Origin of the sequence: Paraglaciecola psychrophila 170 (assembly GCF_000347635.1) — a bacterium.
GTDB classification, from domain to species: domain Bacteria; phylum Pseudomonadota; class Gammaproteobacteria; order Enterobacterales; family Alteromonadaceae; genus Paraglaciecola; species Paraglaciecola psychrophila.
Map to the genome: position 1 here is coordinate 1,797,958 of NC_020514.1, position 18,865 is coordinate 1,816,822.

Genomic DNA, 18,865 nt, shown 5'->3' on the forward strand with positions numbered 1-18,865 from the left:
GGGTAAGTGGGCGTTCCGAGTGGTTAAATAACCTGCATGCAATATATGGCGGGGTTAGCAAATAATGAATTAAATGAATAATTTGGTTTTAATTTAGTGTTTTTGGTTTTCTTAGATTCAACCTGCAAATTGACGGCAATTAATGGTTTGTTTCACAGGCCTCCCTGCAACATTATGCCTTTTAAGTGTCGATAATTTGACACTTAAAATAAACGAATCATATTAATTACGAATAAAAGGCTGTTCTCTAATGTGAGGTGAGTCAAAATAAATCTATATACTGGAGTTTTGAATGACTTTTTGCAGTTCATGATTTTCTTTGAGTAAACGTTCAAATCTGACAGCGTTTAAAGGTTTACTGTAAAGGTAGCCCTGCAACATTTCACATTTATAACGTCGCAAGATTGATAGTTGATTCTCATGTTCCACCCCTTCAGCCACTACTTTTAAGCCAAGATTATGGGCGATGGTAATAATGGCTTGTGCCATATGTCGGTCTTCGGCGCTAGTGGCTATGTCGTCGATAAAGGCTTTATCAATTTTTAAGGTGTTGATCGGAAAACGTTTCAAATATGCAAGTGATGAGTAGCCTGTGCCAAAGTCATCCAATGCTAAGTGTATGCCACGCTCACGCAGGCGCTGCATCATTCTTAGGGCATTTTCAGGACTTTGCATCAAGGTGCCTTCGGTTATTTCACATTCTAAATGTAGGGCAGACAAGCCCGATTTTTGTAAAATACTCATAATACGTTCATCTAAATCTGGGATTTCAAATTGCCTGGCTGCAATATTCACGGCAACACGTCCAGTAAACAGACCTGCATCAACCCAGCGTTTCGTGTCTTCACAAGCCTTTCTGAGAACTACTTCACCAATTTCAATGATTTGTCCAGTCTGCTCGGCTAAGGGGATAAATTGAGCCGGGCTGACTAAGCCTTTTTCAGGGTGTTCGTAACGTACTAGGGCTTCCATGCTAACTAATTTACCACTGGCGATGTCGACTTTAGGTTGATAAAAAACCGTAAATAAATCTTCTTTTAAGCCATGCCTTATGAGATTTTCTATTTGTAATTGGCGCACTGCATTTTGGTTCATCTCACCGCTGAAGAATTGGTACTTATTGCCCCCTGCATTTTTAGCAAAATACATGGCTGTGTCTGCATTTTTTAGGAGTTCTTGTGGGTTTCTGCCGTCTTCCGGATAGAAGGCAATACCTAAACTGGCGCCCAGTACAAATTCCTGTTTGTTAATAATAAAAGGTCTTGCCATATTATCTAATATGGTTTGCGCAAAGTGAGTGATATGGTGAATGTCTGTGGAATTATCAATCAATATACTGAACTCATCACCACCTAATCGGTAACACGTGGCTTTCGTTCCGGCCATTTTTTGGAGTCGCTTAGCGATTTGTTTAATCAGTACATCGCCTGTTTGGTGGCCCAACGAGTCGTTGATTTTTTTGAAATTGTCCATGTCCATACATATCAATGCATGTTGAGTATCCCTGCGCACAATGTTGCTATGGCTCGCTTGAAAGAATGACCGGTTAGGTAAATCGGTTAAGGGGTCGGTATTTGATAATTTGAGCAGCTCTTTTTCTGTGACTTTACGAGAAGTGATGTCTGAGAAAACCCCCACATAATGACTGATTTTGCCATCCTCATCAGTGATAGCATCAACATTTAAATCCATCTCATATTTTTCGCCGGCTCCACGGCGAGACTCTACTTCACCAGACCAATTGCCTTTTTGCTGCAATGATTTTTTGACTTCTTCGGTGAAAGCGCCGGGATACTGGTGAAAGGTTAAATAACTGGCTAAGGCTTGTTCACGGGTTTCGCCCGTGTATTTACAATAGGAATTATTCACTGAAATAAATTTGAACGAGGTGTCGGTGATAAATACACCATCTGATATGGTTTCGATAGAACGCTTAAATAATTTAAGCTGCTCCTCAGCCTCTTTTAAATGGCTGATATTTTTTAATGTGCCAGTCATCCTTTGTGGTTGATGATTGCTGTCTCGGGCTACTACCTTGCCTCGGTCAAGCACCCACAACCAGTCACCTTTGTATGTTTTAGCGCGATAAGTGATTTCGTAATGTTCCGTTTTTTCGCTGAGATGTTCATTTAAAGACTGTTGTACACGTTGAATATCGTTAGGATGGATATTGGCTTCGTAAGAGCTGTTGACTCTAATATCATCTTGGGGGAAGTCTAAGGTACCCCAAGTGTTAGAACGAAACACTTGTCCCTGATAAATATCCCAATCCCAGAGTTCGTCACCACTGCTCCAAAGCGTCAGCTTTAATCGCTCTTCATTTTCAAGTATGGAGCGGCGTATTGCATTTCTTGAGCGAACTTGTTTAAACCAATAAAGTAAAATCAGAACGCTCAGTATTGCATATAAAATTATGGCGTTTTGTTCTAGCCAGAATGGTGGAGCGATGTTGATTTGCAGCGATTTTGGCTCGGACCAAGGCGCTAATGGATCTTTACTCTGTACAACAAATTCATAACTGCCAAATTCTAAGTATGAAAACTGAGCACGTCGCAACGATTCGATATCAGTCTCTATCCATTGTTCTGACAATCCTAGCATCTTGTAGCGATATTTAACTGCCTCTGGGTTAACTGGGTTCAGTTGTGCAAACTTAATGCTTAACATCGACGATTCATTTGGCAAATCGATACTATTTGATAAATTGATCGGTTTTACAAGTGGTGAATTATCTGAGTGAACAGAGATCGGTAGGTTAAATAAGCGTAGTTGGGTAATAGTAGCCGCTTTACTTTTTTTGACTTGGTTGTCATTTAGTTTCTGTTTTTTAAGTTCAATAGACAATTTTTCTGCCGACAAATTCGATAGGCTTAGCATGACTGCAATAGATAGTTTGTCTGGATCGAACATTAACAAACCATCAGTACCGCCAAAAAATATCTTACCTTCTGTAGAAAGTAACCCCGAATCTTCGTTTAACTCGTTGAATCCCAGCCTTGAAGAAGCAATGTTTTGTAAGACCTCACCTGTTTCAAGTGAGATTTCATCTATTCCACCATATACGTGTGATATCCAAATACTATCTTTAATTTTAATGGACTTGAGGATCTGATTGCTTGCTAAGCCATTTTCGTTACTTAGTCTTTTGGCTACACTGTAGGATGATTTTTCAAGTTTAATGATGCCTTGAGTTAGAGATGACAACCAAAAGCCATTATCGACTTCTATTACAGAATTAAAGCCCCTAACAGATGTCTCCAGTTCTATGATTAGTTGCTTAACCATTGTACTGTCAAGGTTATATAACACCATGCCTAAATTGGTATTGAGCCAAAGATTTTTATCGAGGTCCACATAAAGGGGTTCAATGTAATTTATTTTACTGCCGGCTAAATCAATCTCATTGATTTGTAAGTTAATTGGATCAATCCAATTAACTATGCCATTTTCAGTTCGCAGCCACATACGGCCAAAAAAATAGTTTAACTTATCAATATTTATTTCAGGGAAAAGAATTTTAACTAAGGTTAATTCCGTTTCGCTTGATTGTTTATAAATAAAAAGTCCACCAGAGCTGGCAATCCAAATTTGATCTAATTCATCAACTTTTACAGCCCATATACTGTGTTCAAATTCGCTCAAAAATGTTCGAAAAACATAGTTCTTAGGGTTAAGTTGGCTTAGTCCGTTGGATTGAGTGCCTATCCATATTTTGCCCTTAGTATCTTCAGATATTCCCCAAATTATGTTTCCAGGCAGTCCAGACTGTCCAGACTGTCCAGACCTTCCAGACAGTGACAGTTCAGAAATTTGAGACACGTCAGGAATTTTAGTACGCTCTTCGTTAAAAAGCTTTATTTCTGAGCCATCAGCGTTATATCTATATAATCCCCCTGCAAAGGTGCCTAGCCAAATTGAATCATTTGAATCTTTATATAGACTTAAAATATAGGAGCTTTCTAACCCAAAATTCATACTGTTCTGGGCATCATATGCGATTAAAAGTTCATTTTTAGAGTTTAAAATGTTGATCCCTGTTTCGGTACCAAGCCAAATATTACCATTTTGATTTTGTAGTATACTTCTTATTACGTTACCAATGATGGATGGGGTGCTTTGAGTATTTAAAAGCTGAATGGAAGTAAGCTTAGCATCAACAATATAAGCCCCAATGTCAGTCCCAAGCCAATAGTTATCTTCAATTTTTTTAAAGTCCATTAAGTAGTTAGCATTTATATTAAGATTCCATGGATTCGCTTTTTTCAAACTAAATAATGTATTCGAGGAATGTTCAAGAATAAAAATACCGTTCGCTAAAGTGCCCAACCATGTTTTATCTTGCTCACTAAAGATTACTTTAATGTCTGCAGGCAGGCTTTCACCATTTACTGTGAAAGGCAAAAACGAATCAGCTAGACCATCATAAAGATAAAGATTTTCAGCAGTGGAAACTAATAATTTTCCATCTTGATTAAGGGCAATAGTAAAGATTTCATTGTTCTTTAACTCACTATTATCTTTATTATAATTTGTAAAATTATCTTTTAATGGATTGTATTTAGCCAGTCCATTTTTGGTGGCAACCCATAGATTTTGATTGGAGTCCAAGAGTAGTTTTTTAGTGAAGTTGTCTGGCAATGAATGGGGATCTTTTCTAGAGTGTCTATAATTTTTGAAGTCATAACCATCAAAACGGCTCAAGCCTTCAAAAGTAGAAAACCACATAAACCCGTCAGCATCTTCTAGGCTATTGGTTACGGTGTTTTGTACTAAGCCTTCAGATTTAGAATACTTAACAAATACATTGTTTGCTGCATGGGAATAAGGGACCAAAAAAAGCCCCAGTAACATAGACAATAAAAAACTGCGGAATGTTGATAAATAAAAAATATGCAATTCTCACCCAATGGTAGTGGTCTACCTTATTATATTTAGATTTAATCGTTGGAATTTCCATATCTCAGAGCTTTAAATATGCCTAATTTATAGGCCTGCTACAAGTATTAATCTTGTTAAAATAGGAGTCTTAATAATAAATGTGACTGTTTGCTGTTTTTTTAGCTAATTTACTCAATTATCAAAGATATTGGCTGCTGGATTTAAAACGTTGAATATCCGTTATCACTTCGGTTTTGTAAGAAATTGAGCCGTATTGCCCTGAGCTGTATAAAATGGCTTCTCCAAAACCTTGTCGCGATACGAGTGCAATTAGGTAGGCTTTGAGCTGCGAAAAATCAATATCTAAAATTGTTTGGGTCATTTGAGCGCTATATGTAAATGTCTTGTCTTGATTACCAATAGCCATCCATAATCTTTGACTTTTCATACTTAGGTTAGTGTCTTTCTCCATCAATTGTTTCATTACACCCTTTTTGAGTGAGTCCCATACATGCCTGAACTGGTTAATGTTTTCGATGATTTGCTGCAGAAACAGATGAATGGCTTCAATAAGGTACTCAGCAGGGTGATGCGGTGACTGAATATAAAAGCCTATTCCTGGATGCTGATTGTAGGGAATGTAGCCACTGCCTACTAAGTATCCTAGTTGTTGCTCGGTGCGCAGTTGATTAAAAAATGGGGTCGCAATTAATTGTTCTGCAAGTATGGTAAGTGCCACATTTTTGAGACTAGCGTCTGGGGCTTGAAAGTATATAACAACAGCAGGATCTTTATGTTGGCACTCTACTTGATAGGAAATAGCTTTGCTGTGTCTAATATCTGTTACACCTCTATAGACTTTGTCACATGTGTTATGCTTCATTCTGAATTTTTTGATATCAGCACTGAATTTGTATGCTTCTTCTGCGCTCCAATCACCATACATCAATCCTTCTAAATAAAATTGACTGAGTAACTTTTCTTTGGCAACTCCAATATCATCGGGCGTTAAGTTCTGCATGATGTGAGACATCTCTGATGGCGCGTGGTTCTGTTGCTGCATTAGCACTGAAAGTTTTGAAAAAAGACGGTTGATGGGTTTATTTAATAAAGCGCTAGAGAGCCTCTGATATTGTTTTGCTTTTACTTGTGAAAAGCTACTAGAAAAATCTTTATTGGCCACAATTTGGGTCAAAAGATTGGTGCAAAATTCTAACTGGTTTGCACTAAACCCATTAGTTTGTAGAGAAAAACCACCTTGATGAGGATAGAAGTGAAAATGCATGCCAGCCAGATTGGCCTGATAGTACTTTTGTTTGAGCTTTTCATTTAACAATGCAACCCATAACATTTTAGCTGTTGTGAGCTGAATACCTTCATTCACTGTTTGGCAATCAAAGGTTAAGAAACAATCACCCTTGGGCTGATGAAACTTATCATCTTGTCCATACCAAATGTCTAATCCATTCTCATTAATAATGTGTACGGGTAAAACAAATTCAACTGAAATGGGTTTAACTGGTTTGCAAGGGGGTAAAAACTGATTGGCTTGTGGTAATGCAAAGTTCGACTTCCAATTTCCACTCAGAAAAGAATTCAAGCGTGCTGGTTTAATGGGTTCAGCACTGTAAGGCGTATCATACCACTTGGCTTTATGAGTGGTTTTGACACATGGATTAACCGTTTTAATACGCATATTTTTGGGGTAGAAAAAACCTAACATTTCTAAAACAATATCCACTGCTGGCTTATCCAGTAGGTAGTCACCTGCAATTATGTGCTGTGGCGGGTATTCAAACATTGCCTGGCTATAGTGGCAAGCTTCATCAATCGGCTTGGCCTGATCAGGAAAATCCCACATGAGTTGATTAAGAGTGGCGGTTTCTTCGATTCTCCAAGTTTCAATACTGTTTTCTTTTATTAAATGGATATATGAGAAAAGCGCTGTAATTACTTGGTCGGCATATTGAATACCTTCGTCTGTTAGTTGAAGGTTTATGTTGAAATCTTTAAAAGTACTGCCTTCTATACCGCCACCTGCACTCAAACTTGTGGCCCAGTTTTTCGTTTTATAGAAATGTAATAAACCCCCTTCACCTTCATCACCTAAAATATGGCTTAAAACATTTAAAGGTTTACTTCTGTAATGAGTATGCTGCTGGGGAAGCGCAAAAGTTAAAATCATCCTTCGCGCTTTTTGCAAAGGTAAAATATTAATCTGCACACCTAAATTATGCTCAAGGTAAAGTGAAGGCAGCGGTTCGCTCGTAAACTTACCTTTTGATTGCCAATTGCTAAACTGTTGACGCACAGACTCTTCGATGACAGACAGTGGTTGCTGACTGATTAGGCATAAACAGGCATTTTGAGGTTGGTAAAAACGCTCAAATAGCCGTTGTAATTTTTGTTTGAGTTGCAAAGGTGTGAAAGGCTTGAATGTTTGATGATTACCCACCGAAAACTGGCTAAAAGGATGTGCTGGGTTGCATGTTTCTTTATGTACTTGATAAAGACGCCTCAAATCATCTTTTTGTTTTAATAAAAATTCTGCATCGATAGCATTGATTTCTTTTTCAATAAGCGCCTCACAGAAACTAGGCTTACTGAGCATGGCATATAGATGGGCTAAAGCTTGTTGCTCATATTCAGCTGCAATTTCATAAAAATAGCTGCTGTATTCGGTACCTGTTAACGCATTAATACTGCCTCCGTGGGTGGCAATGAAATCATTAAACGCGTTGACTTCAGCAAACTCTTCATTTCCCAAAAACAGCATGTGCTCCAATAAGTGACTTATGCCGTGGCAATCTTTGTCATCATTGAAATGGCCCACGTTGAAAGTCACAGAACAGGCACTTTTTGCACAATTTGGGTCTTGGATTAATAATATTCGCAGCCCATTAGCCAATTCAATGTGGTTAAATTGACGAATGTCGTAGGCACTTTTTAGCAAAATTCTCTTTCCCTAAGTTGAAAGACATTTTAAGCATAAACTTAATTTTTTAATGGTGCAGTATTTTTAATTATATTTTTGTTATATTAGACACAACAAGCATTAATGTTTTAAATATGAATTCCGCGAGAATTATGAAGTTAATTATCATGCGTCATGGCGAAGCTGAAAGGTTTCGAGTGCAGGACAGCACGCGAAGCTTAACCAGCATAGGTGAAAAACAGGCGAGAACTGCTGGTAAATGGTTAAATAATTACTTAGGCGTGGATAGTCCGGTCGATATTGCCTTAGTAAGTACATATGTTCGTGCACAACAAACGTATCAGCAACTCAGTAAGCAGGTTGTGGTGACAGAGAAACAAGTCTGTGAATACGTTATACCCGAAGGCGACACTAAAAATGCTCATGACTTCGTTAACGTTTTATTTAACGACGAATCACAACCTCGGGTTATTTTGATTGTCAGTCATATGCCATTTGTGAGTTACTTTCTAGAAGAAGTGCACATCGACAAACAGTCCATGCTATTTGATACATCCAGTATGGTGATCGTTGATTACGATCTCGCTGTTGGCGGGGGCAAAATAGAAAGGATTTATCACCCTGTTTAAATATAGATAAATACAAATGATGAGCCTTAAGAAGACTGAATAATTTACTGATATCTTAAATATGATCAGAAAAATTCTGCCCGCTGTTTTGAAATAGGCGTTGGAATACCATGTAAATGAACCGCAACTGATTCACGATGATGAGCTTCATGGTATATACTAGCGCCTGTCAATCTTTAACAATAAATAGAATTTTTAAAAAATAAAATTAAAAGTAACCGAGAAAAAAGCAAGGTTCGAACTAATCTGATGAGCTTTGATCTTCGCTTCGATAAAACTCAGGTATTACGCGCACCGTTTTAACCATATTGTCTTTCATCTCCAGTACTTCGATCGGATAACCTGCAAGACGTACACTGATATTGGCTTCTGGAATATCTTCTAAATACTCTAATATTAACCCGTTCAAGGTTTTAGGCCCTTCTGTAGGAAATTTCCAATCCAATTCCTTGTTGAGCTCACGTATATTGGCACTTCCATCAATTAACACGCTACCGTCTGGTTGAACATTGGCTTCTTTACTGTGATCAGGCAAAAAGCTGGTAGTAAAGTCACCGATAATTTCTTCCAATATATCTTCTAACGTGACTAAGCCTTGAATATCGCCGTATTCATCTACCACTAAACCAATACGTTCTTTTTCCTCTTGAAATTTATACATCAAAGTATGTAATGGAGTGGACTCAGGTGTGAAATAGATTTCGCGAACAGCTCTGAGTAATGTGGCTTTGGTGAACTGATCTTTAGATAACAACCTCAATGCGTCACGCACATGAACAAAACCTACAGCATCATCTATGCTATCTCGATACAACAAAACCCTGGTGTGCTGTGAGTTAACTAATTGTTTTTGGATATCTTTCCATTCGTCATTAATGTCAATAGAGACAATATCGCTGCGCGGCACCATGATATCTTCAGCCGTGACGTTTTCGAGATCGAGAATACCCATTAACATATCTTGGTGCTTCTTCGGGATCATCGCGCCTGCTTCATGCACCACCGTTCGCAGCTCTTCGCGGCTAAGACTATTACCATCGTCACCGTTATGTCGCACTCGAATAAGCGCTAATAAACCGTTACATATACCATTAACCAAATACACTAATGGGTAAAGCAGCGTCAGTAGCGGCAATAAAATAATCGAGCTAGGAAATGATATTCTTTCTGGATATAAAGCTGCGAGCGTTTTTGGCGTGACTTCTGCAAAAATCAAAATGACTAGGGTCAAAGAAAGTGTTGTTATGGCAGTCGCGACACCAAGACCTAGATGACCGAACAAACGCATACAAATAATGGTGGCGATAGATGAGGCAGCAATATTGACAAGATTGTTACCGATTAGAATTAATCCAATCAGCCTATCTGGGCGTTGTAACAGTTTTTGTACTCTGATTGCACCTTTATGACCTTCATTCTCAAGATGTTTGAGACGATATCGATTAATCGACATCATGCCAGTTTCTGAGCTTGAAAAGTATGCAGAGAGTAAAATCAAAACACCGAGAATTATGAATAAGCTGCTGGTGGCGATGTCTTCCAACTATGGAAATCCTATGGTAATAAAGAACTCGCACTTTAAGGGCTATTTAGATGCTATTCAAGCGTTAAGTATCACTTCCCTAACAAAGCGGCTGCCAAAATAGGCCAGAGTGAGTAATACCCCACCAATAATAGTTGACCATATCACCGGTTTACCACGCCATCCAAACAACAAATGGCCTATCACAACAACGCTGTACAGTCCCCATGCTAAAAGAGACAGAATGGTTTTATGGGCCTGTTCTTTGGCAAACATGTTATCCAAAAACATAAATCCACTGATTAATGATAATGTCAGTAAAACTGTGCCCACTAACAATAATTTAAATAGAATATTTTCTACCGCCATCAAAGGAGGTAAAGAGGAATGCAGCATCGATGCGTTCTTTTCCTTTAAGCGAAAATTTATATAAGACAATTGCACTGCATACAAAGAAGCGATGGCTAAGCATGCATAAGCAAACAGAGCTAAACTAATATGGATTAATAAATTAGGCTTCACATTAATTTGTATGAGATGAGCACTGGGAATCAAACCGCTCAAAAGTACGATCAGGCCAGTAAAACTGTACACCACGGGTAGCAAAATCGTATTAGGTAATCTAAACGACGCCACCAGCATAGTAACGCTAATTATCCAACCCACTAATGAGGCTACATTTAGCATACTCATGTTCTGTCCCATCTCAGGCGCAACAAGTATGCCGCTTCTTAAAATAGCGATGTGTAACCCCATAGCTATTAGAACACACATTATAGCGGCAAATTTGTTGGGCCCTTTTTCTTGAAACATACCGGTAACTATGACGCCTGACGCCAGCATATAAAAAACAAAACAAATGGCATCCATTAGCATGATAAATTTCTTGAAATAATATTGGCAAGGTTTGAGATAAACATTTTGTTTACTGAATTTTCCATACACAAAGTGACAACGTAGTAAGCATAAAAATAACACTAATTCTCAATACATTACATAGCTCAACTCAGTTTTAAGCATTAACTTACAAAATCTCTATGTTGATATGCCCTTGAGCATTCTTATCTGCTTGCATCTTCTATATAATAATCTCATAGAAATTTGTAGGTAACACAGTATATGTTTGAAAATCTTAGCGAACGCTTAGGCAAAACCCTTAAAAATCTTAGCGGAAAAGGGCGACTCACCGAAGATAATATCAAAGATACCTTACGTGAAGTGCGTATGGCATTACTTGAAGCTGATGTTGCCTTACCTGTCGTAAGAGATTTTATTGGCCAAGTAAAAGAGCGTGCAGTAGGCACCGAAGTCAGCAAAAGCCTAAATCCTGGTCAGGTTTTTATAAAAATTGTCCAATCCGAGCTAGAGTCGGTAATGGGGCAGGTCAACGAATCACTGAATTTAGCTGCACAACCTCCAGCAGTCGTATTAATGGCTGGTTTGCAAGGAGCGGGTAAAACTACCAGTGTGGGTAAGTTAGCTGCGCTATTGAAGCAGCGCGAAAAGAAAAAAGTACTGGTTGTCAGTGTTGATGTATATCGTCCTGCTGCAATCAAACAGCTAGAAACATTAGCGAAAGAAGTCGATGTTGAGTTTTTTCCTTCATCAGAGGATCAAAAACCGATTGATATTGCTAATGCTGCAATAGATTTTGCTCGTAAACATTTCTTTGACGTATTGCTAGTGGATACCGCTGGTCGCCTACACGTTGATGGTGAAATGATGGGAGAAATCCAAGCATTACACAAAGCTATTAACCCCATTGAAACGTTGTTTGTAGTTGACGCCATGACGGGGCAAGATGCAGCGAATACAGCCAAAGCATTTAACGATTCATTACCTTTAACCGGCGTAATTCTAACCAAAGCCGATGGTGATGCTCGTGGCGGAGCGGCGTTATCGGTCAGGCATATTACTGGAAAACCGATTAAATTTATCGGTATGGGCGAAAAACTTGATGCTCTCGAGGCATTTCATCCAGAGCGTATTGCCTCGCGTATTTTGGGGATGGGTGATGTTCTCACCTTGATTGAAGAAGTTGAGCGCAAAGTTGATAAAGATAAAGCGCAGAAACTAGCTCAAAAGGTACAGAAAGGTAAAGGCTTCGATTTACAGGACTTCAAAGAACAACTGGAGCAAATGCGTAACATGGGCGGCATGATGTCGATGATGGATAAAATGCCAGGTATGGGCAACATGACAGCGCAAATTAAAGAAAAAGCGAACGATAAATCTTTTGTGCAAATGGAATCGATCATCAATTCAATGACGCCTGGCGAACGCACCCGCCCTGACGTAATAAAAGGTGGGCGTAAACGCCGCATAGCAGCCGGATCAGGTACACAAATTCAAGACGTCAACAGATTGCTAAAACAATTTACTCAGATGCAAAAAATGATGAAAAAAATGTCGGGCGGCGGCATGAAAAAAATGATGAGTAATATGAAAGGCATGATGCCACCGGGTGGGCCTGGAGGAATGGGCGGCATGCCTCCTTCTCGTTAGAAACTTAACGTGGTTGTGGAGAACATATACATATCTTTTTGTTGTAATGTTGTCCTAGCAACCACCTTTATATAAATGATACCTAAATAGGTTTTTGAATTGTCGATTAACATTGTCAACCAGCTCTCTCACAGACTCATTAACGTTATTTTTGCCATTGTGCTAGTTTTAGGGATTGTGGTTAGTGGTGTGGTCTTTTATAAGGGCGATTATATCGCCAAAAAAACTGTTGAGCTTATTTCCCAACAAATTCCTGCTTATGATTTGCTGCGTAAATTAAATAATAGTTTGATAGAAAAAGAACGCTTTTTGTACGAATTCTACGCTACTGAGCAGCAGCAAAATTTTGAGCTTGGTTATTCTGAAGCTAATCAACAAGCTCAGCGCGTTTTCGAAGAGTTGGTGGTTAGATTTGGCGATATCCCACCTCTTCAAATCACACAGACAAGCTTGAAAGAGTTAAACCTACTCGCCGATGAGTTTGTGCTAAATATAACGGGGTCCGAAACTGATTGGGCTTTGGCCCGCCAACAATTGCGCATTATTAGTGATGTACGACGAGCAACAAGTCCGCAAATTCAGCAATTAATTAGCCTTACAGCAGATAAAGTAGAACAATCAGAACACGTTATTACAAATGGTCTTGAGTTAGTGCGACTATTTGTTACTTTATATGGTTTAGCCTCCTTAATATTGGCTTATATAGTCGCTAAAGCATTAAAAGCTTATCTTTCCACTGCGGTTAATAACCAAAGGCTTTCACTTTTTTCGACTCGAAATCCCAACCCAGTCATCAGTCTGGATAACCAAAATACCGTGACCTATTGTAATCCGGCCACTGATAACTTACTCAAAAGGTTGAATCTAGGTATAGGCAACGCTAAGTTGTTGTTGGCCAAAGATATTAAAGTGCATCAAAAAGAAATTCTAGTTGAGGGTAAAGCTGATTCTAAACAGTTTGAATATCAAATTGCACAGTTGTACTTTCAATGTGACTTGCATTGGTTGGAAGATCAACGGCAATGGGATATGCACCTAACTGATATTACCGAACGTAAAAAATTCGAACTAGAATTACAATATAGAGCAAGTCATCACTTACAAACGGGCCTTCTCAACCATTATGAGTTAGAAAAAACGGTTACTCAGTTGTGTAAAGCCGAGCAAAAATTCACACTTGGACTCATTGAGATCCGCTCATTTAGTCAGTTGATTTCTGGGCAAGGTGTAACGGTGGCATCGACAGTCGTTAGAGAAGTTGCTACCTCTTTAGAGAATATATTGTCGACCATAGACAACGCTGGTTGTCGAATTTTTTATGTAGGCGAAAAAAGTTTCGCCCTAATCTGCAGCGGTGATTTAAGCAACAAGCAGGTAGACAATTTTGTTGATCAAATAGATCAAAAAATAGCCTCAACGATTTTCCATTGCCAATACCAAGTGCAACTTGATTTCGGATTTGCCAACTACCCCGATCATGGCAGTAATTATTCACAACTACACAAAAATTCACTTGCAGCATTAGATAAATCGGCCAGTAGTGGAGATAAAACTCACGTGTTGTTTAATCTTCAATTAGGCGAAAAGTTATATTATGAACAACAATTAATTGAAGATATGCGTATAGCAATTGAAATGGCTCAGTTTGAGTTATATTTTCAGCCTCAGATGTCACTTTCTAGTGAAAAAATCATTGGGGCTGAGGTTCTTATTCGCTGGCAGAGAAACGGTCAATGGATCTCTCCTAGTGAATTTATCCCTTTGGCTGAACGTGCAGGACTTATTGATAAATTGGGCGATTGGATCTTGTACACTGCATGTCAAAAAGCTAAAAATCTAGTGAGTTTAGGCTGGAATGATTTAGTCATAGCCGTCAATATTTCACCGCTTCAATTTGGCCGCAAAGACTTCTTGAGTAAAGTTACCAAAGTTTTAAAAGATACTGGACTCAAAGCAAAAAATTTAGAATTAGAAGTGACCGAAGGTGTCATTATATATAATGAAAATGAGGCGATTGAAACCTTAGCACAACTCAAAAAACTGGGCGTGCACTTGGCCATTGATGATTTTGGTACAGGTTATTCGTCACTCAGTTATCTTCGTAAATTTAATATAGACAAACTCAAAATTGACCAATCTTTTATACAAGATATTGAACATCAAGCAGCAGACCAGTCGATTGTACGCACTATTATCGAATTAGGACGTAACCTAGAATTAAAGGTGATAGCAGAGGGTGTTGAAGGGCCTGAACAGCTGGAACTTCTCGCCTCAATGGGTTGTGATGAAATACAAGGTTTTTACTTTAGCCATCCACTGCCTGAACAAGATTTTATTGATTTTGTGAAACACCAAAGATCGCCTTAGTACTCCACATTTGAGAGTGCTTTAGAAACCTTATATTTGGGCACGCAAATTTTAGACTTGTCTGTCTTCCAATACTTTAGATGTCGAAAATTGATAAAGCATGTTGCGATAAACACAAATGTCGGTGATATCTTCAGGCGTGTTTTGTGGTATTGCTCTGTAATTGGTGGATAAACGATATTCACCTTTGACAGGTAAAACACGATGCCATGTATGGCCGTGTATCATGACCAAAGTGCCTTTTTGAGGAGCCAATATGACTTGCTCGGAAAAATCTTCATTGACTTCGCCTGCTGGCAATTTACCTAGTCGATGACTGCCCGGCATCACTAATAGCTCGCCACCTACATGAGCATTAATGTCCATGGTGTAAACAAGACGGTTAAGGTTAAATTGTTGAGGATCGTCCGGTAGACAGTCTTGGTGCCAAGCTTGTCCTTTGGTCCCTTTTTTTGAAAACATGGTCATGCAATATAGTGATTTCCAACCCTTTCCTAAGATAGCTTCCGTCAGTGTCTCCATTTGATTGCAATGCTCAATCTCATCAAAACCTTGTTTACCAGACAACTGTGGAAACCAAGGAATTACTTCAGTAGCTGATTTTGATAAGAACGCCGCTTCATGTTCATATTCGGGATTTAAACCATAGTGCCCTAGAATTATACTTTGTAGCTTATCCATGTTTTCTGCTGAAAATAAACCTTCTATAACAAGGTATCCCTGTTGCCAGAAAGTGTTGCTCAATTCTGTCATGTTCATGATGACTATCCCAGCTTACTGCTTGTAAGGTTCAAACGAATAAGAATACTGATAATCCAAATACGGAATAATATAGTCAGCTAATGGTTCAGCTCCCCAAGTATTAGTGCCACCTACACCACGTTGCATATAATCTATATTCACAAAGATCCTTTGTTTTTTTGGTAGTTCATGAGGGTGAATGTTTTTGGCTTTCACTTGTGCGGCTGTGGCGTGATAGTCGGCAGTATCATAATACTGGGCACCAAAACCAATTAGCGGAGCACCTTTAAAGGTAATGCCTTTACCATCTTGATTATGAAATGACACATTACGCACATCGCTGCGATAACCATTTTCTTGGGGGCGCACATACGGAACATACAAATCTGCCACGTTACTTTGATATTGACCGACATGTGCTGATGTTTTTCTGTCCATATAGTTTTCGTGTGGGCCACGACCATACCAGGTAACTTGCGAGTACTGTTTGTCTAACTCAAATAAAGTGCCCAAGCGCGGAATGTCAGATTGTTTTTTGTGTGGTGCGGCATAAAAGTACACCTCCACTTTTACTTTTCCATTTCCAAACACATGATAAGTGGTGAAGTAACGGCTCTCTATTGCACTAATGTAATGTTCAACTTCAACTTTTGCCTGATAATTAGACTCTTTTGTGAGCTTTATCGACACTAGCGCAGTGTCTTTGCCTGCTTTTTGCCATGGGGCAATTTTGTCTCCGTAATCCTTAATAGGTAAGTCATTATCAGTAGGAGCGCGCCAAAAGTCGGGTCTTGGTGACGCCTTTAATAATTCGTCGCCAAAATATTCCATTGAGCTTATTAACCCAGTTGTTTTATCGATACTTAAACTAAAATCTTGACCTTTAAAACGGTATGCCTGTTTTTTATCGCTGACTGCGAGTCTAACTTCGGGTTGTTTATCTGCAGGTATTGAGACTATCGGCAAAGCTAATTGTGACCAAGCGGTAATATGTCCCTGATGGATTACGCCATTAGTTTTATCACTTGTCACTTGCACATCAAGAAAATATTCAACGCCTGGTTGCCGTTGTATCCCATAATCTAATTGAAGTTGCTGGCTTTTCTGTGGCTTGGCACTTAATGGTAAACCTTGTCCTTGTGCAACTTGGTTACCCTCAGCTAAAAGCTGCCAGCTCAAACTTTGGCCCTGCAAATTAACAAAATAATTTTTGTTAATGACATTGAGCACACCTGTCTCAATATCATCGCTGCTAAAACCAATATTTTGCTGAACGTTCTTAACTTCCCAAAGATAAGGGTAGGGTGTGCGATCGGCAAATACTAAGCCGTTGGCTGAAAAACTCAAAGACGAAACGGTAGCATCAGGCTCTAAATCACCACCATAACCCCAATAAGGTGTTCCATCGAGGGTCTTCATAGCAAATGTTTGGTCTACCCAATCCCAAATAAAACCTCCCTGCAAAGAAGGATACTTTTCAAAGTTGTCCCAGTATTCTTTAAAGTTTCCAAGGGAGTTACCCATGGCATGCTCGTATTCAATTAAAATAACTGGACGAGTTGTATCAAACTTGCGCTTAGCATATCGCTCAATATCACTAATAGGGGCATACATTTGGCCATAAGCATCGGTGTGACGGCGCATTTGTGCTTGTTCAGAGATAACAGGGCTATTTGGCTCTTGTTGTTTTAACCAGTCATAGGTGGCTTCTAAATTTGGACCATCACCAGATTCATTGCCTAGTGAACGCATCACCACAGAAGGATTGTTTTTAGTGGCGTGATACATGTTACTTACCCTGTCAATATAGGCTGCGGCCCATTCTGGTTTGTTGACTAGGTGTGTATCAGGGTTGTATGGGCCTTGATTAGCCGCGCCCACTCCATGGGACTCAGTATTGGCCTCGTCCATTACATACAGACCATACAAGTCAGCTAAATAATACATATAGGGGTCGTTGGGATAATGGGCCATGCGCACAGCATTTATGTTGAACTGTTTCATCAACTGCACATCTTTGAGCATTAATTCGCGCGTCACCACGTGGGCGGTGACCGGATCATGCTCATGGCGATTAACCCCTTTAAACAACACGGGTTCACCATTAATCAATATATTGCCATTTTTAAGCTCAGTAGAACGAAAGCCGATGTTATGACCGATATGTTCGATGTCTTTGCCTTGGCTATCTAATAAAGTGAGCTTTAAGTCATATAAATAGGGGGCTTCAGCGCTCCATAGATTAGGTGTGTCGATGCTAGTGATGTATTTAATCACGGCAACTTTATTTTCTGAGAGCTTTTCAATATTTAGATTTTTTTCGAACAGTATTTTTTGCTGGTGGTCAAACAACTGTAGTTTTAACTGATACCCACTGACTGTTCGGTTTAGGTTATTGTCAATCAGAGCACTGAGCTGTAACTCTCCTTTGCTGTAATTGTCGGTGAGGGTAGTGTAAGCATGGAAGTCTTTTATATGTAACTTGGGAGTAGCAAACAAATATACATCACGCTCAATACCACTGACTCGCCACATATCCTGACATTCGAAATAAGAGCCGTCAGAATAACGATATACCTGTAAAGCCAATTGGTTTTCGCCTACTTGCAGGTAAGTACTGATATCAAACTCAGCAGCAGTTTTTGAATCTTGTGAATACCCTACTTTTTGACCATTCACCCATAAATAAAAGGCTGACTTTACTGCACCAAAGTGAACAAATACTTGCTTTTCATTCCAGTCGTCCGGCAGGTTAAATGTTTTTCGATAACTTCCTACAGGATTGTAATGAGCGGGCATTTCGGGTGGCACTACATTGGCTTTAAAACATTGGTGAGAATGATAAAAAGGCGTGCCGTAACCGTTCACTTCCCAGTTAGCAGGCACTGCAATTTGACCCCATTGACTATCGTCAAAATTGGTTTGGTAAAAATCATTGGGTTTTTTCTTAACAGAGTCCACCCAATTAAACTTCCACTGGCCATTGAGCAATATATGATTGGCCTGATCCCAAGGTGTTTTAGAAAACGCGGCTTGCGCATTGTCATAACTATAAAAAAAGCTCCGAGCGGGCTCTTTGTTTATTCTAAACACTTCAGGGTTTTGCCAATCTAAGGATTGTGCAGACACGGCTTGGGCAAACATACTCGTTGTGAAAGCCAACCAAACACTAAAATACTTTTTCATTTTTACCTTATCACTGCCATGTAAACCAATGGGAGTGCACCAAACGCACTATTTAATCAAATTATACGTTTAACTAAAGCACTCCCACTTTTATTATAGATA

Annotated in this window: 9 protein-coding genes; 3 read left to right on the top strand and 6 right to left on the bottom strand. The window is 39.1% G+C overall.

The features are described 5' to 3' along the window. Positions 1–273: 273 nt before the first annotated feature. Together C427_RS07795 and C427_RS07800 are read right to left on the bottom strand one after the other, a co-directional pair. The gene (locus C427_RS07795) at positions 274–4,896 is read right to left on the bottom strand and encodes an EAL domain-containing protein (RefSeq protein WP_007636091.1); all 4,623 of its coding nucleotides are present in this window, start codon (positions 4,894–4,896) and stop codon (positions 274–276) included. A 181-nt stretch (positions 4,897–5,077) separates the two neighbouring features. Beyond that, positions 5,078–7,831 carry an insulinase family protein gene (locus tag C427_RS07800; protein ID WP_007636093.1) on the bottom strand — a complete coding sequence of 918 codons (2,754 nt, stop codon included), beginning with the start codon at positions 7,829–7,831 and terminating at the stop codon, positions 5,078–5,080. A gap of 134 nt (positions 7,832–7,965) precedes the next feature. Between C427_RS07800 and sixA the strand changes: the two genes are divergently transcribed. Further along, the gene (gene sixA / locus C427_RS07805) at positions 7,966–8,442 is read left to right on the top strand and encodes a phosphohistidine phosphatase SixA (RefSeq protein ID WP_015430644.1); all 477 of its coding nucleotides are present in this window, start codon (positions 7,966–7,968) and stop codon (positions 8,440–8,442) included. A 241-nt stretch (positions 8,443–8,683) separates the two neighbouring features. On the opposite strand, the gene C427_RS07810 is transcribed toward sixA, so the two are convergent. After that, on the bottom strand, positions 8,684–9,985 hold the full coding sequence (locus C427_RS07810; protein ID WP_007636097.1) for an HlyC/CorC family transporter: 1,302 nt from the start codon (positions 9,983–9,985) through the stop codon (positions 8,684–8,686). 57 nt (positions 9,986–10,042) lie between these two features. Then, entirely contained in the window at positions 10,043–10,840 is a 798-nt protein-coding gene (locus C427_RS07815; protein WP_007636099.1) for a cytochrome C assembly family protein, read from the bottom strand. Positions 10,841–11,083: 243 nt separating this feature from the next. On the opposite strand from C427_RS07815, the gene ffh reads away from it, so the two are divergent. Continuing rightward, entirely contained in the window at positions 11,084–12,469 is a 1,386-nt protein-coding gene (gene ffh / locus C427_RS07820) for a signal recognition particle protein (protein WP_007636101.1), read from the top strand. Positions 12,470–12,568: 99 nt separating this feature from the next. Further along, positions 12,569–14,836, top strand: coding sequence for a putative bifunctional diguanylate cyclase/phosphodiesterase (locus C427_RS07825; protein ID WP_007636102.1), 2,268 nt, complete (start codon positions 12,569–12,571; stop codon positions 14,834–14,836). A gap of 51 nt (positions 14,837–14,887) precedes the next feature. On the opposite strand, the gene C427_RS07830 is transcribed toward C427_RS07825, so the two are convergent. Together C427_RS07830 and C427_RS07835 are read right to left on the bottom strand one after the other, a co-directional pair. Continuing rightward, entirely contained in the window at positions 14,888–15,595 is a 708-nt protein-coding gene (locus tag C427_RS07830; protein WP_007636104.1) for a phytanoyl-CoA dioxygenase family protein, read from the bottom strand. A 15-nt stretch (positions 15,596–15,610) separates the two neighbouring features. After that, positions 15,611–18,763 (bottom strand): glycoside hydrolase family 2 TIM barrel-domain containing protein, encoded by a 3,153-nt coding sequence (locus tag C427_RS07835; protein ID WP_007636106.1) that lies wholly within the window; start codon positions 18,761–18,763, stop codon positions 15,611–15,613. Positions 18,764–18,865: the final 102 nt, after the last annotated feature.

Coding starts and splice junctions, on each gene's coding strand:
- C427_RS07815 (WP_007636099.1), bottom strand. CDS start 10,840: ATGCTAATGGATGCCATTTGTTTTGTTTTTTATATGCTGGCGTCAGGC.
- C427_RS07835 (WP_007636106.1), bottom strand. CDS start 18,763: ATGAAAAAGTATTTTAGTGTTTGGTTGGCTTTCACAACGAGTATGTTT.
- C427_RS07830 (WP_007636104.1), bottom strand. CDS start 15,595: ATGAACATGACAGAATTGAGCAACACTTTCTGGCAACAGGGATACCTT.
- sixA (WP_015430644.1), top strand. CDS start 7,966: ATGAAGTTAATTATCATGCGTCATGGCGAAGCTGAAAGGTTTCGAGTG.
- ffh (WP_007636101.1), top strand. CDS start 11,084: ATGTTTGAAAATCTTAGCGAACGCTTAGGCAAAACCCTTAAAAATCTT.